General features: G+C 68.7%; 25 protein-coding genes and 6 pseudogenes. 14 read left to right on the top strand and 17 right to left on the bottom strand.

Annotated features, from left to right (window positions below):
- The 4 genes and pseudogenes from ACZ6IM_RS40935 to ACZ6IM_RS40920 form a co-directional block, all read right to left on the bottom strand.
- Positions 1-264: pseudogene (locus ACZ6IM_RS40935) on the bottom strand (hypothetical protein); the annotation flags it as partial.
- Positions 251-1,384, bottom strand: a complete 1,134-nt coding sequence (locus tag ACZ6IM_RS40930) for an ISL3 family transposase (RefSeq protein ID WP_469564274.1) — start codon at positions 1,382-1,384, stop codon at positions 251-253. The gene ACZ6IM_RS40930 and the pseudogene ACZ6IM_RS40935, both read right to left, overlap by 14 nt.
- Before the next feature lie 229 nt (positions 1,385-1,613).
- Positions 1,614-1,820, bottom strand: coding sequence for a RipA family octameric membrane protein (locus tag ACZ6IM_RS40925; RefSeq protein WP_469564268.1), 207 nt, complete (start codon positions 1,818-1,820; stop codon positions 1,614-1,616).
- An 82-nt stretch (positions 1,821-1,902) separates the two neighbouring features.
- Positions 1,903-1,980, bottom strand: a pseudogene (locus tag ACZ6IM_RS40920) (RipA family octameric membrane protein); the annotation flags it as partial.
- A 103-nt stretch (positions 1,981-2,083) separates the two neighbouring features.
- Between ACZ6IM_RS40920 and ACZ6IM_RS40915 the strand changes: the two are divergent.
- Positions 2,084-2,494, top strand: coding sequence for a hypothetical protein (locus ACZ6IM_RS40915; RefSeq protein ID WP_435607365.1), 411 nt, complete (start codon positions 2,084-2,086; stop codon positions 2,492-2,494).
- 214 nt (positions 2,495-2,708) lie between these two features.
- Here the strand turns inward: ACZ6IM_RS40915 and ACZ6IM_RS40910 are convergent, their stop codons facing one another.
- Positions 2,709-3,062, bottom strand: coding sequence for a hypothetical protein (locus tag ACZ6IM_RS40910; RefSeq protein ID WP_435607366.1), 354 nt, complete (start codon positions 3,060-3,062; stop codon positions 2,709-2,711).
- A 19-nt stretch (positions 3,063-3,081) separates the two neighbouring features.
- On the opposite strand from ACZ6IM_RS40910, the gene ACZ6IM_RS40905 reads away from it, so the two are divergent.
- Positions 3,082-3,390, top strand: coding sequence for a hypothetical protein (locus ACZ6IM_RS40905; protein WP_435607368.1), 309 nt, complete (start codon positions 3,082-3,084; stop codon positions 3,388-3,390).
- An 893-nt stretch (positions 3,391-4,283) separates the two neighbouring features.
- On the opposite strand, the gene ACZ6IM_RS40900 is transcribed toward ACZ6IM_RS40905, so the two are convergent.
- Entirely contained in the window at positions 4,284-4,580 is a 297-nt protein-coding gene (locus ACZ6IM_RS40900; protein WP_469564271.1) for a tyrosine-type recombinase/integrase, read from the bottom strand.
- 186 nt (positions 4,581-4,766) lie between these two features.
- Here ACZ6IM_RS40900 and ACZ6IM_RS40895 point away from each other — a divergent pair.
- A pseudogene (locus ACZ6IM_RS40895) lies at positions 4,767-5,868 on the top strand (NAD(P)/FAD-dependent oxidoreductase); the annotation flags it as partial.
- Positions 5,869-6,109: 241 nt separating this feature from the next.
- Here ACZ6IM_RS40895 and ACZ6IM_RS40890 read toward each other — a convergent pair.
- Complete coding sequence (locus ACZ6IM_RS40890; RefSeq protein WP_469564265.1) at positions 6,110-6,472, bottom strand: hypothetical protein; 363 nt, start codon at positions 6,470-6,472, stop codon at positions 6,110-6,112.
- 234 nt (positions 6,473-6,706) lie between these two features.
- Between ACZ6IM_RS40890 and ACZ6IM_RS40885 the strand changes: the two genes are divergently transcribed.
- Positions 6,707-7,189, top strand: a complete 483-nt coding sequence (locus ACZ6IM_RS40885; RefSeq protein ID WP_469564262.1) for a DUF6518 family protein — start codon at positions 6,707-6,709, stop codon at positions 7,187-7,189.
- Positions 7,190-7,198: 9 nt separating this feature from the next.
- Here ACZ6IM_RS40885 and ACZ6IM_RS40880 read toward each other — a convergent pair.
- From ACZ6IM_RS40880 to ACZ6IM_RS40865, 4 genes and pseudogenes are all read right to left on the bottom strand, one after another.
- Positions 7,199-7,393 (bottom strand): annotated as a pseudogene (locus ACZ6IM_RS40880) (WhiB family transcriptional regulator); the annotation flags it as partial.
- A gap of 464 nt (positions 7,394-7,857) precedes the next feature.
- Positions 7,858-8,730, bottom strand: a complete 873-nt coding sequence (locus tag ACZ6IM_RS40875) for a haloalkane dehalogenase (protein WP_399691692.1) — start codon at positions 8,728-8,730, stop codon at positions 7,858-7,860.
- 35 nt (positions 8,731-8,765) lie between these two features.
- A complete protein-coding gene (locus ACZ6IM_RS40870; protein ID WP_435607372.1) occupies positions 8,766-9,170 on the bottom strand; it encodes a pyridoxamine 5'-phosphate oxidase family protein in 405 nt (134 codons plus the stop codon).
- Positions 9,167-9,862, bottom strand: coding sequence for an NAD(P)-dependent oxidoreductase (locus ACZ6IM_RS40865; protein WP_469564258.1), 696 nt, complete (start codon positions 9,860-9,862; stop codon positions 9,167-9,169). The genes ACZ6IM_RS40870 and ACZ6IM_RS40865 overlap by 4 nt, the downstream gene beginning before the upstream one ends.
- 76 nt (positions 9,863-9,938) lie before the next feature.
- Between ACZ6IM_RS40865 and ACZ6IM_RS40860 the strand changes: the two genes are divergently transcribed.
- The 3 genes from ACZ6IM_RS40860 (at position 9,939) to ACZ6IM_RS40850 (ending at position 12,661) form a co-directional block, all read left to right on the top strand.
- Positions 9,939-10,577, top strand: coding sequence for a TetR/AcrR family transcriptional regulator (locus ACZ6IM_RS40860; RefSeq protein ID WP_469564256.1), 639 nt, complete (start codon positions 9,939-9,941; stop codon positions 10,575-10,577).
- Between the two features lie 93 nt (positions 10,578-10,670).
- Entirely contained in the window at positions 10,671-10,874 is a 204-nt protein-coding gene (locus ACZ6IM_RS40855; RefSeq protein ID WP_435607377.1) for a hypothetical protein, read from the top strand.
- A gap of 689 nt (positions 10,875-11,563) precedes the next feature.
- Positions 11,564-12,661, top strand: a complete 1,098-nt coding sequence (locus ACZ6IM_RS40850) for a tetratricopeptide repeat protein (protein ID WP_469564253.1) — start codon at positions 11,564-11,566, stop codon at positions 12,659-12,661.
- 185 nt (positions 12,662-12,846) lie between these two features.
- Here ACZ6IM_RS40850 and ACZ6IM_RS40845 read toward each other — a convergent pair whose 3' ends face one another.
- Positions 12,847-13,125: a hypothetical protein gene (locus ACZ6IM_RS40845; RefSeq protein ID WP_435607380.1), complete on the bottom strand. Its 279-nt coding sequence runs from the start codon at positions 13,123-13,125 to the stop codon at positions 12,847-12,849.
- 241 nt (positions 13,126-13,366) lie between these two features.
- Positions 13,367-14,008 carry a hypothetical protein gene (locus tag ACZ6IM_RS40840; RefSeq protein ID WP_435607382.1) on the bottom strand — a complete coding sequence of 214 codons (642 nt, stop codon included), beginning with the start codon at positions 14,006-14,008 and terminating at the stop codon, positions 13,367-13,369.
- Between the two features lie 653 nt (positions 14,009-14,661).
- On the opposite strand from ACZ6IM_RS40840, the gene ACZ6IM_RS40835 reads away from it, so the two are divergent.
- Positions 14,662-15,834: a hypothetical protein gene (locus tag ACZ6IM_RS40835; RefSeq protein WP_435607383.1), complete on the top strand. Its 1,173-nt coding sequence runs from the start codon at positions 14,662-14,664 to the stop codon at positions 15,832-15,834.
- 337 nt (positions 15,835-16,171) lie between these two features.
- On the opposite strand, the gene ACZ6IM_RS40830 is transcribed toward ACZ6IM_RS40835, so the two are convergent.
- Both ACZ6IM_RS40830 and ACZ6IM_RS40825 read right to left on the bottom strand, forming a co-directional pair.
- Complete coding sequence (locus ACZ6IM_RS40830; RefSeq protein WP_189285007.1) at positions 16,172-16,993, bottom strand: helix-turn-helix domain-containing protein; 822 nt, start codon at positions 16,991-16,993, stop codon at positions 16,172-16,174.
- The gene (locus tag ACZ6IM_RS40825) at positions 16,990-17,823 is read right to left on the bottom strand and encodes a helix-turn-helix domain-containing protein (protein ID WP_435607385.1); all 834 of its coding nucleotides are present in this window, start codon (positions 17,821-17,823) and stop codon (positions 16,990-16,992) included. Before ACZ6IM_RS40825 ends, ACZ6IM_RS40830 begins: the two co-directional genes overlap by 4 nt.
- Positions 17,824-18,174: 351 nt before the next feature.
- Between ACZ6IM_RS40825 and ACZ6IM_RS40820 the strand changes: the two genes are divergently transcribed.
- The 6 genes from ACZ6IM_RS40820 (at position 18,175) to ACZ6IM_RS40795 (ending at position 22,962) form a co-directional block, all read left to right on the top strand.
- Positions 18,175-18,534: a hypothetical protein gene (locus ACZ6IM_RS40820; RefSeq protein WP_158709866.1), complete on the top strand. Its 360-nt coding sequence runs from the start codon at positions 18,175-18,177 to the stop codon at positions 18,532-18,534.
- Between the two features lie 590 nt (positions 18,535-19,124).
- On the top strand, positions 19,125-20,375 hold the full coding sequence (gene istA / locus ACZ6IM_RS40815; protein WP_210984991.1) for an IS21 family transposase: 1,251 nt from the start codon (positions 19,125-19,127) through the stop codon (positions 20,373-20,375).
- Positions 20,375-21,181, top strand: coding sequence for an IS21-like element helper ATPase IstB (gene istB / locus ACZ6IM_RS40810; protein WP_193460402.1), 807 nt, complete (start codon positions 20,375-20,377; stop codon positions 21,179-21,181). The genes istA and istB overlap by 1 nt, the downstream gene beginning before the upstream one ends.
- Before the next feature lie 345 nt (positions 21,182-21,526).
- Entirely contained in the window at positions 21,527-22,048 is a 522-nt protein-coding gene (locus tag ACZ6IM_RS40805) for a hypothetical protein (protein WP_469564248.1), read from the top strand.
- Between the two features lie 147 nt (positions 22,049-22,195).
- Positions 22,196-22,555, top strand: a complete 360-nt coding sequence (locus tag ACZ6IM_RS40800) for a hypothetical protein (protein WP_469564245.1) — start codon at positions 22,196-22,198, stop codon at positions 22,553-22,555.
- Positions 22,556-22,605: 50 nt separating this feature from the next.
- A complete protein-coding gene (locus ACZ6IM_RS40795; RefSeq protein WP_469564242.1) occupies positions 22,606-22,962 on the top strand; it encodes a hypothetical protein in 357 nt (118 codons plus the stop codon).
- Here ACZ6IM_RS40795 and ACZ6IM_RS40790 read toward each other — a convergent pair.
- Together ACZ6IM_RS40790 and ACZ6IM_RS40785 are read right to left on the bottom strand one after the other, a co-directional pair.
- Positions 22,952-23,128 (bottom strand): annotated as a pseudogene (locus ACZ6IM_RS40790) (IS5/IS1182 family transposase); the annotation flags it as partial. The gene ACZ6IM_RS40795 and the pseudogene ACZ6IM_RS40790 overlap by 11 nt on opposite strands.
- Before the next feature lie 95 nt (positions 23,129-23,223).
- A pseudogene (locus ACZ6IM_RS40785) lies at positions 23,224-23,412 on the bottom strand (hypothetical protein); the annotation flags it as partial.

The following is a 23,412-nucleotide window of genomic DNA, read 5'->3' as shown; positions in this document are numbered from 1 at the left end:
GACCCCGGAGCTCCAGGGCAGGGTGAGGCCGGCGGTGACGGCGTCGAGGTCCTGGCGGAGGAAGCCAGCGAAGCCCTTCATGGGCTTCGGAGCATCCTGCTCGGCTTGCCGGATCCACTCCAGCAGCAGGTATCCGCGCTGGTGACGGACGAGATCGGCAAACGCCCGAGCGAGGTCGCAGGCTCGGGTGATGTCCGGGCAGGCGAGCCGGACTTGAAGCAGCCGTTGGTCCTGGCTCTCGGTGAGAGTGTTACGGGGCCGCATGATCCACGAGGTGATCTTGCGAGGGCTGGGGATGTCGGCCCGGACTGGTTCGGCGGTGCCCGCGCGGAGGGCGGCGAGGTGTTTGCGGACGACCTGGCGGCTGCCACGGTAGCCGCGAGCCTGGATCTCCAGGAACAGGCGTGTGCCGCTGACCTGGCCTTGGGCTTCGGTGAACCGGGCGTTGAGGTACGCCTTGAATGGCCAGGACGCCGTTGGGGCGGCGCTCGCGGGCGGAGGCCAGCAGCTCGTCGAGGTCGGTGTCGCGGAAGCGGCGCACGGTCTTGCGGTCGAGGTTCAGCCGGCGGGCGATGGCGCTGACGGCCCAGTGCTTCTCCAGCAGGCGGTGGATGTCCTCGTAGCGGTGGCGGGTGCGTTCGATGATCTGGGTGCGGGGCAGTCCCGCGGGCGGTATCAGCATCGGAGGCGGTTCCGGCCCCTCGGTCACTGTCTCCTCCTCGGCGCGTTTGCGCAGGCAGTCGCGGTGCTGGTGGCAGGTCTTCTCCACTGCCGCGGACAGGTTCTGTAACAGGTGCCAGCGATCAGCGACTTCCAGGGCACGAGGGGCGGCTTCCCTGACCGCCTTGGTGTAGGCGCTGGCCCGGTCCCGGCAGATGATCTCGGCACCGGGATGCTCGGTGAGCCAGGCTGCGAACGTCTCCGAGGTGCGGTCGGGCAGTACGTCCACGACCCGGCCGGCCTCGACGTCGACCAGCACGGTGCCGTAGGTGCAGCCCTTGCGGAAGGCGAACTCGTCCACCCCCAGCACCCGTGGGGCACGGTCCGGCACAGCCGGGGCCGTCAGTAGCCTGAGCAGCCGCGTCCGGCCCGCGGTCAGCCGCAAGCGGCGGCACAACCGGGCTGCGGGACGGCCGCCGAGCTCGATCGCGATCGAGCGCAGCCAGCCCGCCAGCCCAGTGCTGGAACGGCGGTAGCGCGCGGACAGGCCCGGAACCTGCTCGACGAAGGTCGTACGGCAACACTTCCACCGGTCGCAGAAGTACCGGCGCACCCGGAGACGGACGATGACCCGGCGCGAGCCCAACGGCCGTTCATCCAGGGTGCGTTGATACGTGCTGGGGCCTTCGTCACCTTCGACCAGCAGTGGCGGCCGAGCCTGCACTGGTTCGTCGTCACGGTCCCGCGGATTCGTCACGTCTGGACCATGCGCAGGCTGGTGCGCGAACGCATAGACGCGTTAGTGGGCGCGTGGGCGGCTCTGCCGCAGCGGCAGGCTGCCCCGGACACGCTCCCTCCGCCGGCGCCGGTCGTCACCACCCCTCCCCCGCCGCCTGTCCCTTCCCCGCTGCCGCAGCAGCCCCTGCTGGGCAGCACAGTGGTCGGGCTGAACGTCAGACCACCAGACCGCAGAACGCGACGACGTGGGCGAAAGTGAAAGTGAGCGGCACCCACTGCTCGACGTGGGTCAGCGGCAGTTCGCGCCCCTCGCCGAGGGCCGCCCCTTCCGCCCTGGGGTAGGCGTACGGCGGCAACCTCTGCTCGAAGGCGCCGGTGACCTCGAACTTGGCCGCGTTGAGCTGCCAGTACGAACGGACCATGACCAACCAGGCGGCACATCACCAGTCTGGCCGTCAGCAGCCACGCCGAGGTGTCGATGGCCTTAGTGCCGCCCACGGCGACCACGACCGCGACCACCGCGCTGTTGAGCGACAGGAAGAAGGTGTTGGCCGGGCGGCGCGCGCTGACCCGTTCGGCCATCTCCACGCACAGTTTGTACTGTGCGAAACCACCTGGTGGTAGCGTGCGTCGGCCTCGGAGTAGTCCGACGGTTGAACGGCGTTGTTCTATAACGGGGTTGATCGTGAGAGGCTTCACCGCGGTCGTCGCGCTCTCGGTCCGCTATCTGATCGGGCGGCTGCGTCCGTGGCGGCGCCTGGAAGACTGGACGGCCGATCAGGTCCTCATCACCGGGGCGTGGACGCGGGGCGGCACCGGCACCGTGCGGCAGGCCATCGCCGTCACTGCACCGCGCGTCATGCTGCACTCCAGCCGGGCCGTCGACGCCAAGGCCACCGCGGTGCCGGGTATGCGTGTCATCACGCCTGAGCTGTTCGAGAAGCTGAAGGATGCCGTGACAGCCTTCGCGGCCGCGCTCGCCTCCAGTCCGGACCGCTGGGCGGACGAGCAGGCCGTCCGTGAGCAGCTCGCGCACCACAAGCTCACCGGTAACCGGTTCTTCACCGCCTACGCCGAACCCGTGTCCCCCTCCTGACACCGTTCCCGTCCGCGGAGGGCCCCGGGCCCGCTTCGTCTTCTGGCGGGCCCGTCCCGGTCGGCGGTGGCAGGTGCGGCCGCTCCTTTAACAACCCGGTGGGCAGCCGGCCTGGCGGCTGCTGGCGCGGCGGCGCCGTTGGCCAGGAGGGGCGTCTGGGTGGTGAGTCCGACGACCTCGCTGCAGTGGCGCGCCCGGTGGCGACGATGGTCTTTCAGATGTCCTGCGGGCCACGGTCGTTGAGGTCGAGTTCTTCCAGGCGCCGCAGGTTGGTCTCGTCCATCAGCGCGCGGGCGACGTCGTCGCTGAAGGGGTTGCGGGAACGCTGTTTGAGGCCGGTGCCGCCGAAGGGGATGGCGGTCAGGAAGCCGGTGTCGATGCCGAGGCGTTCGGCGTGGCCGGCGGTGATGGCACTGTAGGGCAGCTTGCGGGATTGGTTGAAGACGAATTGGCAGCTCAGGTCGGTGACGGTGGGGGATCGTCCGTCGTCCAGGACCATGCCCAGGGACGGCAGGCCGTGGCGGGCGCGGTGGCGCTGGTCGGCGGGCGAACTGCTCGGCGTGCTCACGGCGCAGCACGGTGGGGTCGTGGCCGGCGTCGGGGGCGTCGGCTTGGAGGGAGAGGCCCAATTCGACGGCGGCGCGGCGCATCTGGTCGAAGGGGCCCCGGGTGCGGGGGCACTGTGGGGAACGCAGCCACTGGGCAAGGTGGTCCCAGAGCAGGTCGCGCAGCCACCGCTGGGGAACGGTGGTGATGTCGAAGTGGCTCTGGGCGCTCTTGAAGCGTCGTCCGAAGTGATCGGTCTCCAGGAAGCCGGCGTCCTTGGTGTCCGCGGAGCTGTAGTAGACGCAGCGCAGGCCGTTGACGATTTCCCGGATGATCTTGCGGACCTCTGAGTCCATGTGCTTGCGCGTCAGGTCTTTGTAGCCTTCGTCGTGCAGGTCCATCAGGGACGTGATGCTGCCTCGCCAGCGGTATCTGACGAGGTTGCTGATGCCGTTGGTGGTCCACTCGGAGTGCTGCGCGTACTGGGCATGGGCGTGCAGGCCCCACTGGATCTCGGCCCGCAGCAGCGGGGGTAGGGCGTGGAGGTTGACCAGCCGTGGCTGCGTGACCGGCTCCGCAGTGGCGCACCATGCGCGGAATGCCTTCTCGTCGACGTAGGTCACCGGGAGCGGCCGGCCGTCCTTGAGAGGGCCGCGTGAGTGGTGCGACCGGGCTGTTCCCGGGCGGTTGTCGATGCTGTATCGGTTCAGGTGCTGCAGGCACAGCCCCAGCGAGGTGCGGGCCGAAAACGGGCACCGCGCCTGGCACAGGCCGTAGCCGGGAAGCGGGTGCTGTGTACGGGCCCAGTACTCGAACCGGCTCCGGTCCGTGTCGGCGGCCTCGCCGTACTGCCACCTGGTCTGGTGCTGCTGGCACAGCCGGGTGGTGGGGCTGATCGCCGGGCGATCGGGACAGATCAGGCACCGGCCGTAGTCCACTTCCCGCGCGGCGGGCAGAGGGGTTGCCGCGTCCATGAAGGCGCGCTTGGTCTGCCCCGTCCGCTCGGCCTGCTTCCACTCCAGGTTGTGCGTGTTGCACAGGTTGTGACTGATCCGGCGGATACGCAGGCAGCCGTCAACAGCGCACTGCCAGGCGTAGACCGGGTGCTGGGGCGGGGTGAAGATCAGCGTGTCGCGGAAGAGCGGGGCGAATGCGGAGGCCTCGATGAGGGCCGTGAGCAGCTCGAGCCGGTCACGGCCGATGCGGGTGGTGTCGGTGCGGCCGGGCAGCAGCGTCAGCGGGATCACGGCCGTGTCCCCCACACCTGCTCCAGCGCCGCGGTGGAGACCGGGTCGTGGACGTCCACGTGGCCGTAGACCTGCTCGACGGTCGCGGCCGAGGTCCAGCCGCCAGCCTCCCGCGCGATCACCGCGTTGCCCCGTGCGGCGTCCAGCACCGCGGTGGCGAAGCTGTGCCGGAAGGCGTGCGGGAACACCCGGCCGATCTGACCGCGGGCTGTGGCCCGGCGCAGCATGCCGCGGGCCGCTGCGGTGGTCCACGGCTGGCCCCGGGAGGGGCCGTGCAGGCTGATCAGGAGCATTCCGTGGGAGGTCGGGGCGGGGTACTGGGTGGTGATGTACTCGAAGTAGGTGTGGATCATCGCCGGGCTCGCCCGGCGGACCGTACCCCCGCTCACGGCGTTGTCCTGCCAGATCCAGGGTGCCTTGGTCTTGACCCGGACCCGGTTGGTGTTGTCCTCGCGTGGCAGATGTGCACGTGCGGCCCCGACCGCGTCCGCATCGGCGTGCGCGTCACCGGCGTCTCCCGCACCGGCCGGGACCGGATCGTGGACGCCGACCGCGATCAGCAGCCGTTCGTCGTGCACGTCGCCCACACCGACGGCCGTGAGGAGCGTCTCTTCACCCGCGCCGCCATCGATGCCTCCGGCACCTGGACCACGCCCAGCCCGGCCGGCGGCCTTGCCGCGCTCGGCGAGAAGGCCGCAGCGGACCGGATCACCTACCGCGTCCCGGACCTCAAGAACCCCGCTGTCCGCGCCCGGTACGCGGGCAAGCGCACCACCGTCATCGGCTCCGGCGCCTCCGCCTTCACCGCGCTCGCCTGCCTCGCCGGCCTCGCCAAGTCCGGCGACGGCGCGGGAACGAAGAGCGTGTGGATCCTGCGCCGGAACATCTCCGGCTCCACCTACGGCGGCGGCGAAGCCGACCAGCTCCCCGCCCGTGGCGCGCTCGGCCTGGCAGCGAAGCCGCCGTCGACGACGGCCACGCCGACGCGGTCACCGGATTCCGCACCGAAGCAATCGAACGGGCAGGCGACGGCCGCCTGGTCCTGGGTCGGCGAGGACGGCCGCCGCCTGGGCCCGGTCGACGAAGTGATCGTGCTGACCGGCTTCCGCCCCGACCTGTCCTTCCTCGACGAGCTGCGCCTCGCCCCTCGGCGAACGCCTCCAGGACCCCGTCGCTCTGGCCCCGCTGATCGACCCCAACCAGCACTCCTGCGGCACCGTCCACCCCCACGGCCACCGCGAGCTCTCCCACCCCGAACAGGGCGTCTACCTGGCCGGAAAGAAGTCCTACGGCCACGCCCCGACCTTCCTCGCGATGACCGGCTACGAGCAGGTCCGCTCCGTGGCCGCAGCGATCGCCGGTGACCTCGACGCGGCCGACCGCGTGGAACTGACCCTGCCCGAGACCGGAGTCTGCGGCGGCGCCGGCCTGTTCGACGCCTCCGACGCCGCTGAGGCCGCTGAGGCCGACGGTGGTGGCTGCTGCGGACCCGCTCCGCAGCTCGTCCAGCTCGACGCCCCCGCCACAGCCACGGCGGCGGCTGCCGAGCAGGCGCCAGCGGGCGGCCGCTGCGACTCGTGACCAGCCCGGGCCCCCAGTCCGCGAGGCCGCGACCGGAACAGGGAACCAGCCGCCGCCCCGCACCGCCCTGCCTGAAGTCCTGGCGGATCTTCCGCAGGTTCCGCTGCAGTCCCACCGCACGACGTCAATCGCCAAGCCATTCTCACCCTGGAGCGGCAGCGCTGAAGAGGCTCATTCACTCAGGCCGCACAGTTCAGATCCGGGCGCGATTCAGAATTTCGACACGGAGTGATGCTCAGTTTCATTTCACATATCCGCTGTAGATGAATCTGGCATTAGGGATTCCATTGTCGATGCTCCCCGTGATCTCGTACCAGATGTTGCCGTACTTGTTGATGCACCGGTAATAGGTGTGAACGATGAAGTCTGCGTGGATCGTAGTCGTGACAGGAGCATCTCCGTAAGGTCCCGTATGGACCGGTGTGGGTTCCTTTGTTCGGACTGCGGTGCCAGAGAACTCGCACGTATAGGCTGTGGCGCCCAGCACTACCGATGTGGCCTGAGTGTCTGCCGGCGCGGCAACGGCCGACGGGCTGACCAACAGGGCTACAGACGCGGCCAGAAGAGCAGCCGTCACCCCTGACCTCGTCTTCATGAATTTCACGGTGGGCACCCTTCCTGCTGTTCATGACTTTGGAATGCGCGTTCTTCCTTCGCCGCGGAAGCCACCTCATAGACTCAGCGCAGACCTCAACCGCGCGCCAGCGAAAGGACCGCGTCACCGCCGTGCCCCCCTCACGCTCATCCATCATGGCAGTTGTGGCTGCTGTGGCAGCTGGCGCAACCCTCGGAGCCCTTGCCCCCCCTATTCGAGACAACCAGCAACTCACCAGCGCACGTGGTGCATCTAATCCTTGCCGCAGGATGGACCTGGGCAGCTCTAGCCTTTTGCGTTGGGGTCGCACGGAAATCAATATTCGAGTCCGCCTCTCTTGCCCCAGCAGCCCTAATCACCGCAGTGGCTTCGTACTATGCAACCAAAACTGCGCAGAGCGCATCTTCTCAAAATGACTCCTTGTCCAGAGCTCTCTTCTGGTCTTTGGCCGCTGCCATAGTAGGCGCGTTTTTGGGGGTCATCGGGAACCTAGCTCGTAGCCCCGGACTGCGCGGCCTCTTCTTTCGCGCCCTAGTTCCAGTAATCGCCATCGTTGAGACGTCACAGCGCCTTAGCGCCGAAACCTCTTCGCAAGGAACCGTTGTTGGCGCCACATGGAATGGCATCCGTATCGCGGCTGTAGCGATCCTGGCCGCTCTGCTTGGCCACACGGTGATGAGGTCGTGGCCGAGGCACTTCACCAGCCGGCGTGAACGTGGCGCGTAGCTCCTCGCATCAGGCCAAATCTGTCTGCTCTCTGGTCAGCCGGTCGCGTTCGTCGACGGTGAGGCCGCCCCAGATGCTGTCCCGGCAATCGTTGGCGATGACGTAATCCGCGCACGCTTCCCGAACCGGGCAGCGTGCGCAGTACGCCCTGGCCTTCTCGGTCTGCTCCTTCAACGGGGTGGTGCGGCTGCTGTCCACGAAGAGGGCGGGTCGCTCCTTGCAGGGGGTTTCGGGTCACTGGCCGGGGGCGGTGTCGAGGGCGTCGGGGAAGTACGGGACGGTGCTCAAGGTGTCTCGCCGGGGGTGAGGGTGGCGAGGTGGAGGGGGCCGGGGTCGTCGGTCCAGACGGCGAGCGTGTCGAGGATGGGCTGTCGGTGGTCGCCGCCGCGCTGCTGATGTTCTCCAGGAGGAACGCACCGGCGTCGTCACCGCCCACCTCACCCCCGGAGCGCAGCGTGAGCGGGCCGGCGTCGGCGTACGGCAGGAGGATCGGCAAGTAGGAGTATCGCCGAGATACGGGTCAAAGGGGCGGTGGCCGGGAGCCGACATCCGAGGGTTCCCGTTCTCGGTGGCGTTCGATGGTGACGGCGATCACGGCGCATACACCAGTCGGTGACAGCTCAGCCGACCCCCCGGGGGGCGGTCGGCACCGCCGTTGTCGAGGACACCTACTGACGTGCCAGCCCGTGGCGATCGGCCCAGGCGTTGATCGACGCGGCCAGCTCCTCGGGGCGGTCCTCCGGGGAGTGGTGGCCGGCCGGGCCGTGGCGGGTGACTTCCAGACCCGCGATGTGCTCCTCGCACCAGGCCACGGCACCTTCGTCGGTCATCGCACCCGGACCCGGCTCGAACGCCGCGAGCAGCTTGGGGACTTCGGGGCTGGCGGCCAGCCAGGCGTCGTAGTGCTCGACGCGGGCCACTACGTCGGCGGGCTCGGCGTCCAGTGGCATCATGCGCGTCCACGCCAGCACCGGGCGGCGGCTGCGCGGGGTGGGGAAGGGGCGACGGTAGACCTCCAGGTCGGCAGGGTCGAGCGGGGTGGCGAGCGTGTCCGGGAGTCCTTCGATGAACAGCGACTTCTCCAGGATCATCTCCTCGCCCACTCCGGGGGTGCGCAGGAGGGTGAACAACTCCCGCCCTGCGGCTGGAAACTCGTCGCCGACCAGCGGCTTGATGATCGCCTCGGTGAAGGCGAGACCGCGGACGCGGCCCGGGAGACGGGCGGCTCTGTCGAAGGCGAGCGCGCCACCCCAGTCGTGGCCGACGAGGACGGCCTCGGTAAGGCCCAGAGCGTCGAACCAGGCGTCGAGGTAGCGGGCGTGGTCGTCGAAGGAGTAGGCGATGTCGGGCTTGCCCGAGTCGCCCATGCCGATGAGGTCGGGGGCCAGAAGGCGGCGGCCGGGTGCGGCCACGACCGGCAGAACGTTCCGCCACAGGTGGGAGGAGGTGGGGTTGCCGTGGAGGAAGACGAACGGCAGCCCGTCGGGATCGCCGGACTCGCGGTAGTGGAGGGTGGAGTCGAGGACGGGGAGGGTGGGCATCGCGGGGTCACTTCGCTTTCAGTGCGGGGGATTCATCAGAGATTGAGGCTCAGGACGCGGTCGACGGCGATCTCGATGGCGACCAGGTCCGGCGGGGCGGGCGGGGCCGCGCGGTAGCGGTCGGTGTAGCGGCGGACCGCCTCGGCCAGGCGCGCGGGATCGTCGGTGACGGCGGCCCGGCCTTCGAGGGTGACCCAGCGGAAGCCGTCTGCCTGGCAGAGCGCGACACGGGCCGCCGATCCGCCTGCCACCACGTTCCAGGCCTTGCGGGCTCCCGCCCGGGTGGTCACCCGGACCAGGCCGGTGTCCGCGTCGAAGGAGAAGCGGACCGGGGTGACGTGCGGGGTGCCGTCGGGGCGGAGGGTGGTGAAGGCTGCTGTGCGGGGGCTCGTGAGGAATGCCCGTGTGGCTGCCGGGAGTTCGGCGGTCGCCCGGCTCACTTCTTCTTCACGCCCTCTTGCCAGATCAGCTTGGCGATGTTCGGCTTCACAGCCGTGGTGATGACGCCCATGGCCGTACGGACGTACCGCCGTTCCTCCAGCTCGCGCAGCATGCTCGCGGCGAGGTCGGCCCGGGCGGTGAAGACGCCGTCAGCGCTGGTCTCGGCGGCGTGGTAGTCCGTGACGACGGGGTGCTCGAAGAGGCCCGAGGGCCGGACGAGGGTCCAATCGAGGTCCGTCTTACGGATCACGGCCTCCATGCGGCGCATGTCCTCGTGGAGGGTGCGGCCAAGGCGTCGGTTCACCAGCGGGTCGAGCACGTGGTTGAAGAAGTGCGCGCCGGTGGGGCGCCAGTTCGGGTCGGCGATGCTGGAGCTGATGGTGAGGAGCCGCTCGATGCCGTGGCGGGTCATGGCCCCGGTGATGGCCGTGGCGCTCGCCGAGTACGTGGTGATGGTCTCCTTGCTGAAGCGCGCGCCCAGCGCGGACAGGACGGCGTCCGTCCCGGCGATCGCGGCATCGACGGCCGCCGGATCGGTGGCATCGGCGACGGCCAAGGCGAGGCCGGGCCGCTCGGAGGGGAGGGAGCCGGGGCGGCGCGTCACGGCGACGACCTCGTGGCCGGCGGCGAGGGCCTGGTCGGTGAGGTGGCGCCCGGTCGGTCCGTTGGCGCCGAAGACTGCGATACGCATGGTGTCGGGGCATCCCTTCGTGTGGTTTCCGGAACGCCCTTGACTGTGCCGATCACGAAACGCAGGCTCAACGCTGATGAATAACGCCGCCCCTGCCCCCGCCCGCACCCGAGGCCGCCCCCGCGGCAATCCGCCGATCCGCGAGTCGATCGTCTCGGCGGCCCGTGCCCTGTTCCTGGAGCGCGGATACCGGCGCACCACGGTGCGCGCGGTGGCCGCGGTCGCCGGCGTCGACCCGGCGCTGATCGCCTACCACTTCGGCTCGAAGAAGGGCCTTTTCGCGGACGTGATGCAGTTCCAGTGCGCCAATGCGCTGGCGGTGGACGACGTCCTCGGCGGCGACCCGGCCACCCTCCCCGACCGCCTGATCGACGCGGTGACGGGCCTGTGGGAGGACGCCGACTTCCTCCAGCTCACCGCCCAGGGCGACGAGGCCGCCGAGGTGATCCGCGAATACCTGGAACGCGAGCTGCTGGCCCGGCTTGTTGAATTTCTCGGCGGTCGGGACGCGACCGCCCGCGCCACAGCCGTGGTGACGATCCTCGGCGGTCTCATCTACACCCGCTACCTCAACCCCCTCCCCACGCCGGCCGCCCTCACCCCGTCCGAGACCCGCCACATCCTCACCCCAGCGCTGCGCACAGCTCTGGCCTCGAGGCCGCGTACAGCGGCGACCACCACAGCAGGCCGTCAAGGCTCGCCGACCGCTGGTTGAGGCGCCCGTCTGGCCTTGACTACCCAGCGTCTCCGGTGCGGCTACCCGTAAGTAGCGGGTACAGGGCCGGTTGCCCGATCGTGGCAGGTGGCTGTGGAGACCAACGACGACGCACCCCAGCTCGCCCGCTCCTCCTCTGCCACCGTCTTCGCCCGCTGGCAGAAAGCCCTCGCAGGACTCCTCGTCCGGCACGGCCTGACCGAGGAGCGCGGCCGCCGACTCGGCGCCAAGTCCAGTGACAGCGCCAGGAACTCGAAGCAAGCAGATCCTCTGCCGCTTCGTACCCACTGCATGTGAGCGACGTCCGCCTGATGCCTGGCTGCCGCGCGCGAGGCGTCGGCCTGTGCCCGGGCGCTACGGGCTTGCGCAAGCGCTCCCGCAAAGGTGAATCCCCCGCCGATCGCCGCTCCGGCCAACGCAGCCATGAATTCGTCCATGGTGCACGATGGTGCCGCAACCCAACGACACGATGAGCACGTTCGGCGAGAAGGGGCCGGCCGCCGGCAGGCAGCCGGCCCTCTCCGTCGCCGCACGCCGCACGGCCGGCACTTCCCCGCTTGCTCTCACGTCGTCATCGGCTCTGCCACCAAACGATCACGGCGGTGAACAACGCCGTCCCGGCAGCGGTGGAGGCACCCTTCAGGATGCCCATTCCGACAATGCGTCCGTACTTCGCGAATCGGCCCCCTCCGCGGACTGAAGGAGCGGCGTTTCGCGACATCCAAGTAGCCATTTTCAGACCTCCGCTGCTCGACGGTGCGACCGGCCTCCCCGATCGCACAACCAAGCCTGCGGGCCTTCAAAGCGGCTCTGACATGCGCAAACAGTCCGTTACGCCTCTGTACGAAGAGATCCACCCGACTCGGCATCAGAATGTGCGGCAGGATGGTGCGTTACAAATATTTACGGTCGAGTCGTGGAGGCGTATTCATTTGGCACCCTTCACTCGCCCCGAGCTGCCTGCCGGACCCCTGAACGATCTCCTCATGGACCTCCATGAGCTGCATCTCCTCGCCGGGTACCCCAGCAGCAGGATGATGGCGACGGCGATCGCGTCATCAAGCCACACCCGGATCCACAAGCTCTTCGTCGAGCCGCGGCGTCCGGACTGGGGGCTGCTGGAGCTGGTCGTGGAGTACCTGGCCGAGCGGGCCCACCGTGATACGGCGAGCACTCGCCGGCACTTCTACGACCGGTGGGTCGCCGTGGCGCGTGCTTCCGATGCGGATGCCGGTGGCCCGAGGCTGACACGGACAGCCCTGCCTACGGCAACCGGCACATCGGCGAGTGCGAGCATTCCGTTTGCCGCCCCTCCGGCCCCGGAGACTCTCAGGGAGGAGGGTGCGGCACACCAGCCTGCCGAGAACGTGGACGTTCTCCTCTCACGTGCCAAGACAGCCTCCCCGGAAGAAGCTGAGGAGATCTACAAGCACTTGATTTCCAGAGGCTCCTCGATGGGGTACATGACTTATGGAAACTGGCAGGCCAAACGTGGAAATCTCGTTGAGGCCGAACGTCTCCTGCGGGCTGCTGCCGGAATGGGGAACAAGCATGCTCCTGTTTCGCTGGGAAGGGTTCTGGAGAAACAAGAACGCTTCGACGAGGCCCGGGTCTGCTACGAGGAGTTCTTACGAAGCGGCGAGCGGAACGCGGCTGTGGTCCTGACCAAGTTCCATGAGAAACGCGGAAACCGGTCAGAGGCGGAGAAGGCCTACCTTGCGGCCCTGGAGCAAGGAGATGAGACTGCCCGAGTCCCCCTCGCGAAGCTCTACGAGAAGATGGGGAAAACAGAATCAGCCGAAAGAATGTATCTTGCCGCGATCCAGCGGGAGGACGGAGGGGCGGTAGGCCTCCTGGCACGCTTGTATGCCCGGTCCGGCGATCTGGGACGGCAAGAGCAGGTCCTCGAGGACTACATCACTTCGTCCGCCGTCACGCCATCCGGTCTTCCCGTCATGCTGGGGAAGATTCGTGAGCGTCAGGGGCGGGTGGAGGAGGCGCTGGAACTGTACCGAATGGCCGTGACCCTGGGATCCGCAGCGGCGTCGGGGGAGATCGAAAGGCTGGAGAGGGCCGCCGGATGAGTCGGTCTCGGAGCGGCGGCCCACATCATGGAGCTCAGAGGGCATCGGGAACGTCGCCTTGGGCTTCGTCACTGCCGAGGCCGGCCTGGCCAAGAGCCGTCTCCTCGACCACTTCGCCTCCCACGAGGACCTGTGCAGGTCATCCTCACCGGCACCTCGCCGCTCCGCTGGAGGCTCAGCACGGTTCAGGGACGTATCTGCTCGATGAGACGGAGGTTGCAGGAGGCAGGTCCCTTGCCGTTCTTCGGTAGCACCCAGAACGAGCCGTCGCTGTCTCGTCCCACCACCGTTGAGACACCCCTCAACGAGTCAGGGGTATGGTCCCTGGCCACCTTGTGCAGCTCGACGAGCGCCTCCTCAAGGGTCTTCTTTCCGGTCACCTGCCGAACCACCTTGACCTGTCGACGCGGTGCCGACCCATCGGCCGTGACCGTCTCCTCTTCGATGATCAACCATGTAGACATCGATTGGCCTCCTTGCGTCTGGTATTGGCGAATTGCTCACGGCGAGGCGGCGACCCGCACGGGAGGTCGACTTGGACTGCCCTGGCGGTCGCGCCCCAGCAGCGGGTGGATCTTCCAGCCCGTCGGTTCTGTCGGCTCGGCGGCTGGTACTGGGCAACGAGGCCCACGCCATGCACGAGTCCCCGCATCAACAGCTCGAACTCGGGCACGGCCCGGACGTGAACGGGTAGCGGAGAGCAGCTCAAGTGCGGACCCGGCTGAACCAGTCGATGCCCTCCCTCTGCACCATGAGGACGATCAGCAGGATGCCGGCGGCGAGCTCTGTGACGTCCCCGATCACGGTGGCGGTGGGAGCAACGTCGGCGGTAAGGGCGAGAGCGAAGATGCTGACGACGCCGAGCCATGCCCCGTAGACGATCGTGCCGATGCGCAGGGCGTTGCCGCCCTTGCCGAATCGTGCCGCGAGCACGAGCGCCAGGGCAGCGTAGACGGCACCCCAGGCCATCCCGGTCTGCGCGACCGACGTCTGTACCACCGCCTTCTGCTGCGCCGCGTGAAGGGCGGAGGGCATGAGGCCCGGAACTTCGCTGTAGCGCTCAAAGGTGTTCTGCGCCGCATCGGCCTCCGCGAGAGCGGCCAGAGCCGCAATGATCAGGAAGCCTGCCAGCAGGAACAGGACGATGCGAGCCGCCTTCACCCGCTGTGGCATGTCCAGGAAGGCACTGGCAGGCACGGCAGGCACCGGCTGCGGCACGTACCCGAACCCGGGCGCCACCGGAGGCTGGGGAGGGTGACTCGGCGGAGGCGGCATGTAGAAGCCGAGGCCGGGCTGCTGGCCGGGGAGGTTACTCCGCTCGGACTCCGGACGAGGCGCCTCGTTCACAGGGGTTGTTCTCCTTCGCTTTCACATGACAGGGGTCGGATGCGGCTGGCCGGCAGCGGCGGACGGATGATCGGGCCGGTGCCGGTCCTTGGGGGGGGAGGATGGGCTCCCACCGGGTGAACGGTGGGAGCCGTCTACGGGAGGCGGTGTCAGCTCCAACCGTCATGGGCCCGTGACCTGCATGCCCGGTGCCCGGCGCCCAGTCGAGGGGGCGCGGTGCGGGAGGTGGTGTGAGTGCTCACCGCGTGACGGGAGCCCTCACACCACGGAGCTAGGCCGGGTCAACCCGGCGTTCGTGCCGTCAGCCGCGCCCGTCGCATGCCTTGCAGTCACCGCTGCCGCGGCAGCTGTCGCACTTCCACATGCCCCGGGATCCGGACCCGTCGCAGGACGTGCACTTTCCATTGCCCTTGCAGCGCTGGCACTTCCACATGCTCACTTCGGGGTTCTCCTGTTCTCGACGGTCCCCGGTGCGGGGGCCCGGGTACGGGGCGACGGCCGGACGTTCCCAACCGCCGGACCGAATGTCCCGCAGGCGGACGGAGAGAGCACCAGTGCAAGCCGACTGGGGATTTGCGGCGCAACTTGCACCTCCATAACCTGCTGCGTCTCGGTTGCACCGCAACGGAATGTCCCTAGGAGGGGAGCCACTGATGGGAAATCAGCGGGACTTATGCGCCGACCTGTCGCACCGCCTGGTGCAGGCACTGGACGCGTGGGCCGCCTGCGTGGGAGAGCCGACCACGAGAGGCAGACCGACACGCAAGGCTCTGGTGAAGGCGTTGGAGGCGGAGCGGGAGACACCCGTCTGGCAGTCACGCAAGAAGATCGACGAGGCGCTGCTGTCATACTGGCTTCGGGGCCGCAATCAGCTGCTGCCGGGCACCAAGCACAACCGGCTGCCCAGCGAGGAGGACAGCGAGGCCATCGCACGGGCCTTGAGGAAGAAGGAAGCACCCGAGAGCGCCCGGCAGCTTCCGAGTATCGGCCGGGAGATCGCCGATCTGGCACGCGGTCTCCAGGAAGCGGCCGGGCCGGGCTGGCGGAGCCGGGTCCTGACGAGCGTTACGGTGCGGTCCGACGAACTCGTGGCAGCGGCCGACCTCGTCGAACCGGCCGGACCCCTTGTTGATCCGCAAGGAGCCACCGAGCGAGCCGTAGCCGCCGAACCGGATGGAACGGAGGACCCGCCTGCGGCCCCCCGTCGGGCGGCTGGGAGGCGGAGCCCGGCGTATGGGTGGCTCTGGGCGGGAGCAGGCGCAACCGTAGGGGTGGCGGTGGCTGTCGCGCTGTTCGGGTGGCTGGACAGCGGGAAGCCGGAGTCGTCCACGGCCGGAACGTCCCTGGACGGGCCGGCGGCACCGAGTGGGCAGGGGGCGGAGGTGGCGAACCCTGATCCCGTGGCCTCGACCGAGTCCGGCGGTGTCAAGGGAAACCACCAGTGCGGAAAGGTGCGCAGCGCGGGCGCCGTGCTGTGGACACCGTGCACGCTCGTCACCGAGGACGGGCGGGCATCCTTCCTGGTGCAGCTCACCAACACCTCGGGCAGGCCCGTCACCGTGGAGGTGAAGCTCGCCTACATCCAGAGCGAGGTGGAGCAGACCTGCCCCGGCCCGTGGGGAAGGCCGGGCAGGGTCACCCTGCCCGCCAAGGAAACCAGAACGAGTCCGCCGGAGGCGTGCACCGTCTCACTGACGCCGATGCAGGCCTTCCAGGCCCGCGGCTGGGTGGTGCCGGACGGCGCGGCACAGTGGGGCTATCGCGAGCACTCTCCGACGCTGCATGTGCAGGCCGACGGTACTGCGATGTGGAGCGGCGAGGCATGAGGACCCGGACGGGCGGTCCGTGGGTGGTCCCGACGGGCGTGAGAAGCAGGGGTCTCCTCCGTCGCGGGACCGGTCTTCCCGTGTGACGACTCTTGGGTTCCGAGCGCGAGGTCAACCAGCGTCCGCACCGGACCGTCCGTGCCCAGCAGCGCGTCGCACAACTCGAGCAACGCGTCGCCCCGCGCGGTCGGATATGCGTACAGCTCCGACCGGAAGTGTGGTCGAGGTCGTGCTGCTCGAGGAGGCGGGCGGACTCGGCGGGCGCCGCGGGCGTCGCGTGACGCCGGTACGGAGAGGTACTTCGAGTCGGCGTGGTCCTTCGTCGTGTGCCGGACCGTCAGGCATGGAAGCACTCCGGATCGGTCTCACCGGCCGCGGTGAAGCACAGCCGCAGGCCGGCCCGGTCCGGGGCGCCGATCATCGCGGTGAAGCGGTAGACGCCGGTGTCCGCGGGGCTGTCGATGACGACTCTGCGCGGCCGGACGCCGACGACCGACAGCTCAAGGGCGTCGCCGACCTTCGCATGCCAGATCCTGCCCCAGGCGGCGGCGCACACGCTGCTGTACCGGATTTCCACTCCCGTACCGGTACGGGTGCGGTGCACTGGTCCCAGGGAGTCGGCCCGGCCGGGCAGCCCACAGAACGACCGGCCGGGATCCATGCCGTCGCACGTCGTCCCGTGGCAGGCGGGTGCGGGGTCGAGCGCGGGGGACGCCGTCAGGCCCGTCGGTTCTCCGGTGTCGGAATCCGTGACGGCCAGCAACGCCGTCACGGCGGCCAGGGCTGCCGCGGCGCCAGCGACGACGGCCGGCCAACGCCCGCGCCGAGCCCGTCGCGGGACAGCCCCGTCCTCGGCGTCCGTCGGCACGGCGACGGAGGGGCGCTGTGGGGCAGGGCGGGAGAGGCGGGCGCGCCCGCTCCATTCGGCGTCCGCCAGCTCCCACAGGGCGAGGAGCCGCCCGGAAGGTTCTCCGGCCGTGGCGCACAGCGCCTCGACGGCCTGGCGGGGCACCGGCTTCTTCCCGTTGAGATAGCGCTCCCAGGACGACTTGCTGTACGCCGTGCGCTCGGCCAGCGCCACAAGGCTGAGCCCGGTACGCGCCCTGACCGCACGCAGTCCTTCGGCCAGCGCCGCGCACTCCGGTGCACCGCCGGTCATCCGCGCAGCACCCGCCAGGTGTGCGGTCCGACGACGCCGTCCGCGGGCAGCCCGGCTTTCTCCTGCAGGCGCATCACGGCCGCGATGGTCTGCTGTCCGTACACTCCGTCGACAACGCCGGGTTCCATGTGGTGATGGCGCAGCAGGCACTGGGCCTCCACCACGTCCCAACCGGGCCCCGCGAGGACGGCACTCCGCGTCACGCTGTAACCGGCGTGCAGTCCCTTCCCGGTCGTTTCGCTCCTGCGGACCTCGCAGGGATAGGTCTTGCCGGGCTGAAATACGTATCGTTCCCTTCCGGCCGCAGCACTGGTCGTACTGCTGCTGGGTCCCGCAGCCGCCACCGTGGCCTTGACCGGGTCACTGGCGGAGCGGTCATCGTTCCATGCCGAGGAGATCACTATCCCTGCGCCCATGCCGGCCAGCGCGGTGAACGCGGCGGCGGCGAGGGCTGCGCCTCTGCGCACCAACGGCGGCCGGGCGTCCTTCACCGGTGGCGATTCCACCCCCGGAACGTCGGCCCCCGGGTCGGTCACACTGTCCGACGCAGACAGAGCGCTGTGACGCTGCCGGGCGTCCTCGGCAATCTCGTGCAGGACCAGCAGGCGGACGCTGTCTGCCCCGGAAGCCCGGGCAAATTCCTCCACCGCGCGACGTGGCGGCAGGGTTTTCCCATTGAGATAGCGGTCCCAGGACGAACGGCTGATGCCGGTCTTCGTCTCCAGCGACTCCAGGCTCAGTCCACTTCGGTCCTTGAGCCTTCTCAATTGAACGACGAGTTGCCGCACTCGTGGATCCAGCGAATCCGGTAGTGCCTTCCAACGCAGCATGACGCCCCCTGCTCACATGCACAGTTGTCCGTTGCCCCGCTAGGCAGTCGTTCCCCATCGGTACACCTCACTCGACTCGCCGGTTCGGCCCGGCCCGCCGAATCGGTCTCTTCCGGCCAGGGCGCACGCAGTCCGCCGTCCCCTGCGTGCCGCATCGCCCCGGGCATCCCGGCAGGTCAAAGGGTGGGACGTCCCACGGTCTCCCAAGCGAACGGATGCTGTGGCCCGCGCCCAACCTGACCGGCAATCTCTGCAGTGCCGAACCCGCAGCGCATCCCACCGGGTTCGGCCACCGGCCGACAACGAGAAAGGGAAACAATGGAACGGCGTTCGCGTGTGATGCATTCTGTGATGGCCGCTGCTCTGGCTGCCGGAGGTGTGACGGCCGCGGCCACGGTTCCGGCCGCGGCCGCGCCGGCCCGAGCCCAGGCCTGCTACGACCACTCGGTCGGCTACGAGACGGTCGAATACGGCGAACTGCACAAGTGGCCGCGTACCGGGTGGGCCACGACGAGTCCGTACTGCGCCGACATCAACATCAAGGCCAACGTCATGACCGACGTGAAGGTCTGCTTCCGTGCGACCGGCAAGTGCAACGGGTTCAAGACCGCCTACGCACGCTCCTGGATCGAGGCGGCCACCAACGTCCTGGACGGAACGCAGTACCGCCTGCTGTTCTCCAGCTACAGCGCGGGACTGGCGTCGGCCTGACCGACCGGCCCCTGAACGCCTGATGGCTCCGCTGCCTCCATACGTACGGAGACAGCGGAGCTCGACGGCGACCGACGTCTCTTCGTCCAGCTCAGCGCAGGGGACCTCGATGAGTAGGACGTGACGCCGCATCCAGACGCGGCTGGACTCGATGACGACGAGGGCGAGCTGAGAACCGCCGGCGTCAGGTGTCAGCCAAAGTGCGTGAATCGGCTTGTGGGGCGCCGCCTCGGTCAGCTGCTTCGCCGCCGTGGCGGTCTGCTCCCTCAGCAGTCCCGAGGCCGCCACGGCTCGCTGGAGCCGTAGGCGGGAGGCATGCCTCGAGACTTCCCTCGACAGCTCCGGCGGATGGGCTCGATCAGCTCCGCGAGGTCGCCGGAGCCCTGGTCTGGGCACCGAGGAGTCGTCGATGCACCATCCGGACCCTCTGTATGCCGCGCGGCTCGCCACGTATGGGGCCGTGGCCACGCGTCTGTCCCTTGTTTCGAGCAGGGGACCTGTCGGCGACGGCTGAAAAGTGGACCAGCGGCGACGCTTGAAAGTTGACCCCCTCCGGGGGTCTGGCTCGTTGAGTCAGACCGGGAGGAGTGGTGATCAGCGTGGAGGACTGGGCGGAGATCCGTCGGCTTCATCGGGCCGAGCAGATGCCGGTACGGGCGATCGCGAGGAAGCTGGGGATCGCCAGGAACACCGTTCGCAGAGCGATCGCGGACGACGCGCCGCCGAAGTATCAGCGGGCTCCGAAGGGTTCGATCGTGGATGCGGTCGAGCCGCAGATTCGTGAACTGCTCGAGCAATGGCCGGAGATGCCGGCGACGGTGATCGCGGAGCGGATCGGATGGGACCGCGGTCTGACCGTCCTCAAGGACCGGGTCCGGGACCTGCGGCCGGTCTATCGGCCTGCGGATCCGGCCTCGCGGACCGTCTATGAGCCGGGCGAGATCGGCCAGTGCGACCTGTGGTTCCCGCCCGCCGACATCCCGCTCGGCTTCGGTCAGGTCGGGCGGCCGCCGGTGCTGGTCATGGTCGCGGGCTACTCACGGTGGATCACTGCCCGGATGCTGCCCTCCAGGTCGGCGGCCGACCTGATCGCCGGGCACTGGCGGCTGCTGACCGAGCTGGGCGCCGTCCCGCGGGTGCTGGTCTGGGACAACGAGGGAGCCGTCGGTTCCTGGCGGTCCGGAGGCCCCCGGCTGACGGACGACTTCGCTGCGTTCGCGGGGCTACTGGGCGTCAAATTCCTGCTCTGCAAGCCCCGTGATCCGGAGGCCAAGGGCCTGGTCGAGCGGGCCAACGGCTATCTCGAGACATCGTTCCTGCCCGGGCGGGTGTTCACCTCGCCGGCGGACTTCAATATTCAGCTCGCCGACTGGCTGACCAGGGCGAACCGGCGCATCCACCGGACCTTGCAGGCCCGCCCGGCGGACCGGCTGGAAGCGGATCGCTCCCGGATGCTGGCCTTGCCGCCGGTCGCCCCGCCGGGCTGGTGGAAGGCATCCCTGCGGCTGCCTCGGGATCACTACGTCCGTCTGGACACCTGTGACTACTCGGTGCATCCGCTGGCCGTCGGCCGCCGCGTCGAGGTCGCCGCCGACCTGGACCAGGTGCTGGTGACCTGCGACGGCGTCGAGGTCGCCCGCCATGCCCGCAGCTGGGCTCGCCACCAGACCATCACCGACCCGGACCACGCGGCCGCTGCCGCCGCCGCCCGCGAGGCGGCCACCGGCCCGAAGCCGGCGCCGATGGACATGGCGGAGGTCGAGGAGCGGTCGCTGGAGACCTATGACCGGATCTTCGGCGTGATCGACGGCGGGCTGAGCACGGGCGAAGGGGCAGCGTAATGAGCACGAAGAACGGCACGAACCAGGCCAGGACCAGCCGCGACGTCGGCTCCGAACTGATCTATCTGACCAAGGCACTGAAGGCCCCGGCCCTGCGCGATGCGGCAGCCCGGCTCGCCGAGCGGGCCCGCGACGAGGGCTGGAGCCACGAGGAGTATCTGGCCGCATGCCTGCAGCGGGAGGTCGCCGCCCGCGACTCCCACGGCGCCGAAGGACGCATCCGCGCAGCTCGATTCCCCTCCCGCAAGTCGCTGGAGGACTTCGATTTCGACCACCAGCGGTCCGTGAAACGCGAAGTCATCGCCCATCTGGGGACGCTGGACTTCGTCGCCGGCAAGGAGAACGTGATCTTTCTGGGACCGCCCGGCACCGGCAAAACCCACCTCGCCACCGGGCTCGGCATCCGGGCCTGCCAGGCCGGCCATCGAGTCGCCTTCGGCACCGCCGCCCAGTGGGTCACCCGCCTCGCCGAAGCCCATCAGGCAGGACGTCTGAGCGACGAGTTGACCCGGCTGGGACGAATCCCGCTGATCGTGGTCGACGAAGTGGGTTACATCCCCTTCGAACCCGAGGCCGCGAACCTCTTCTTCCAGTTCATCTCGGGCCGCTACGAACGCGCCTCCGTGATCGTGACCAGCAACAAGCCCTTCGGACGCTGGGGCGAGGTCTTCGGCGACGACACCGTTGCCGCCGCGATGATCGACCGACTCGTCCACCATGCCGAGGTCATCTCGCTGAAGGGCGACAGCTACCGCATGCGCGGCCGCGACCTCGGACGGGTTCCCGCCGCCAACTCCGGGGAATGACCAACATCAACTGACGCAGTGGGGGTCACTTTTCACCCGCCGGAACCGGCTCACTATTCAAGCGTCGCCGACAGGGACCTGCCCGCAACGGGGTACGTGCGCTCAAAGAGGTCCGTCCGACAACGTTCAGCGAGCGATCACGCCATAAGGAACTACCTCTCAGCGTGCCCGTGCAGCCCAGCGTGAGACCGGTGCCAAGTACACCGCAGCCCTCTGTCAGGCCCGAGAGGACCGCGGTGTGTTACGCGGACTCCGCGCGAGCTCTGCTGGAGCAGGAGGCTGAACAGCACCTTCGGAGAAAACTGCTCGACCTGGACGCACCGGGAAGGGAATCATGGACGTGTGATGTCGACGGGGGCAGCAGCAATCGCTCTACAGGACCGTGCCTCTCTCTGGAGCATGGGGGAACTCCGCGCGAGCGACGTGGTGAGTGCCGCCTGCACGCGCGCCGAGGCGGACTACGACGTCCATGACCTGCTTCCCGTAGCGCTCGACGAACTCGGCCTCGCCCTCTATCCGGTCGGCAGCCAGGCCGGTCAGGAAGCCGTCGCCCGAGCCCTCGCACGCCGCATGCTCTCTGGAGAGTTCACGCCTCGGGAGTTCACCCTCCGGATTCACCAGCGCCACGGACATGAGCTGCCCCTGACCGGGCGCCTCGCTGAACTCGACGACGAGTACGACGTCCTCGCATACGGCGACAGAACCGTGGACCAGGTCGATGCCGAGGTCACCGCCGAAGCCCGCCGCCTCTCAGCCCACCCCACGGTTCGACGCCAAACCGGTTTCCCCGAGCCCATGAGCCCCCCGAGTGTGAGTAGTTGCGGTGCGGTACAGAAGGTGCCGGTGAGATCGATTACGGCGCGGTAGCCGGCGGTGTGCGCCAGAGCGACGGCTTCGGGGTACGCACCTGGTCGGACCGGAGGGCGGAGGCGGTGCTTCCTCTGCTGCCAGGGCGTGGAAGCCATTACCCTTCGCCGAAACGAACCTGACTGCTCATCGACAATTCACGGGGGCATGATGTTGGGACGTATTCTGCCCAGCTTCGCCGCCGCAGTTCTGATTGCGGGTGGGACGCTCGTCGCAGTACCGGGCGAGGCATCGGCTGCCGACTTCTGCGGGTGGCAGCCCTTCCGCACCAACTGGCAGCTCGCCATGGTCATGAAGGCGGGGGCGGCTGTACACGACGGCCCCCTCGCGAAGTGCCCGATCCGAGACCGTCTCGGTGCCGGCGGCACACTGACCAACATCCATTGCAAGTACATCAATGACCGCTACGACAATCTCTGGTACTGGACGGAAGAGGGGTGGGTGTACAGCCCCTACCTGGAGCTTGTGATCGACAGCGGTGTGCCGACCTGTGGGTGGCCCCAATGAGGTAGAGGCCGCCTTTTGTGGCGGCCAGAGCGGAATGAGAGCCTCTGGTCATGAGCTGCGACCTTGCTGTCCGGGAAGGCGAGAGACCGGCGGATGACAAGATCGCCGGTCAGGTCTTCAGCGACCTGTACGACCGCTACACCGACAGCGAGGAGGAAAAGCCTCCGTCCGAACGCATCGCGGCTTACGTCGCCGTGCTGCTTGAGCGGTGGTGCGACCTCACCGAGGATGACGAGGACCCTTCGCCCTGGTCGACCGGGCCGTTGATCGGCGAGGCCAGTGGTCCGCTGATCTACTTCCCCATGCGGTGGAGCATGGCCGAGGAGGCTTCCGCCTACGCGGCGGCCGTGGCGGAGTCCATGGGACTGGTCTGTTTCGACGTGCAACAGGAACGGCTCAGGCCGTGAGCAGGGTGTTCAGGCGACGGTAGCCAACCAGGGTCGCTGCTCCGCCGACGAGGGCGAGGAAGTGTTCGGCCTTGCGTTCGTCGCGTCGGTGGAGCCGGCGACAGCCGGCCAGCCAGGACACGGTTCGCTCGACCACCCAGCGGTGTCGGCCCAGCCGCTTCGAGGACCTCTCCCATAAACCAGTCGGTCCTGTGGCGGCGTGGCGTGAGGTGCCGCTCTATGCCGTTGCGGAACGCGCGGCGCTAGGCAGTTTCGTTTGGATCACCGGGCGGACCAGAGGAAGATGCCTGCGATGTGGAGTCCGGCCAGGTAGATGATGGCGGTCTTTTCGTAGCGGGTGGCGATGCCTCGCCATTGGTCGGGTAGCCGGGTCATGTTGCCACGACCCGGCCCCCTCAGAACCGGGCATGCCTGTTTCCAAGCACCACGGCTCAAGCAAGCCCAAAGGCT

This window comes from Streptomyces sp. NPDC042336, from assembly GCF_055581985.1.
Note: the sequence above shows the minus strand (reverse complement) of the source record. Positions and strands in the feature narration are given on the sequence as shown.